Consider the following 1,660-nt stretch of genomic DNA (forward strand, 5'->3'; position numbering starts at 1 on the left):
AATCTTATACTTATCAAAATTTATACTGTGAAGCGAGTCTATTGGCTAAAAGACTCAAGGCTTATCAACAATCTCGTGTCGGGCTATACATAGATAATTCGATTCAATCGATCATTTTAATACATGCTTGTTGGTTGGCAAATATTGAAATTGCGATGATTAATACAAGGTTGACACCTAATGAGATGAAGAATCAGGTGAGGTCAATCGATGTACAATTGATTTTTTGTACCTTGCCACTGGAATTGCGAGGGTTTCAAATTGTATCGCTGGATGATATTGAATTCGCTGGAACGGATATTACAATGAACGGTTTGTTGGACAACACAATGGATATCCAATATGATACATCGAATGAAACTGTGGTGCCGAAAGAGTCGCCGTCCAACATATTAAATACTTCATTTAATTTAGATGACATTGCATCGATTATGTTTACATCAGGGACAACTGGCCCTCAAAAAGCGGTGCCGCAAACGTTTCGTAATCATTATGCCAGTGCAATCGGATGTAAAGAGAGCTTGGGATTTGATCGTGATACTAATTGGCTATCTGTCTTGCCGATTTATCATATTTCGGGTCTCAGTGTACTTTTAAGAGCTGTTATTGAAGGGTTTACTGTGCGCATTGTTGATAAATTCAATGCCGAACAAATTTTAACGATAATTAAAAATGAACGCATCACGCACATTTCGCTTGTGCCACAAACTTTAAATTGGCTTATGCAACAAGGTTTACATGAACCTTATAATTTGCAAAAAATATTACTCGGCGGTGCTAAATTATCTGCCACTTTGATAGAGACGGCATTACAATATAACCTGCCAATTTATAATTCATTTGGTATGACTGAGACATGTTCACAATTTTTAACAGCAACACCGGAAATGTTGCATGCACGTCCTGACACTGTAGGGATGCCAAGTGCCAATGTAGACGTTAAAATTAAAAATCCTAATAAAGAAGGTCATGGAGAATTAATGATTAAAGGTGCCAATGTGATGAATGGATATTTGTATCCAACAGATTTAACGGGTACGTTTGAAAATGGTTATTTTAATACAGGTGACATTGCTGAAATAGATCATGAAGGTTATGTTATGATTTATGACCGACGTAAAGATTTAATTATTAGTGGCGGTGAAAATATTTATCCATATCAAATTGAAACGGTAGCGAAGCAATTTCCAGGTATCAGTGACGCAGTATGTGTAGGGCATCCTGATGATACTTGGGGACAAGTGCCTAAATTATATTTTGTCAGTGAAAGTGACATTTCAAAGGCACAATTGATTGCATATTTATCACAACATTTAGCGAAATATAAAGTACCGAAACACTTTGAAAAGGTTGATACTTTACCTTATACATCAACAGGTAAATTACAAAGAAATAAGTTGTATAGAGGATGATTTGATGAAGTTGACAGCTTTGCATTTTTATAAATATAGTGAGCCATTTAAGTCACAAATTGTAACACCGAAAGTCACTTTAACACATCGTGATTGTTTGTTTATCGAATTGATTGATGATAAAGGAAATGCATATTTCGGGGAATGTAACGCTTTTCAAACAGATTGGTATGATCATGAAACAATTGCTTCAGTGAAACATGTAATTGAGCAATGGTTCGAAGATAATAGAAATAAATCATTTGAAA

The 1,660-nt window shown here is 35.2% G+C and carries 1 protein-coding gene and 1 pseudogene; both read left to right on the top strand.

Annotation, left to right across the window (positions count from 1 at the left end; translation table 11 throughout):
* Nucleotides 1-1,412: o-succinylbenzoate--CoA ligase (gene menE / locus IDG60_RS13235; protein ID WP_206160781.1), on the top strand; the 1,412-nt coding region annotated here is incomplete at its 5' end.
* 4 nt (nucleotides 1,413-1,416) lie between these two features.
* Nucleotides 1,417-1,660: pseudogene (locus IDG60_RS13240) on the top strand (o-succinylbenzoate synthase); the annotation flags it as partial.

Source organism: Staphylococcus sp. EG-SA-2, from assembly GCF_017152085.1.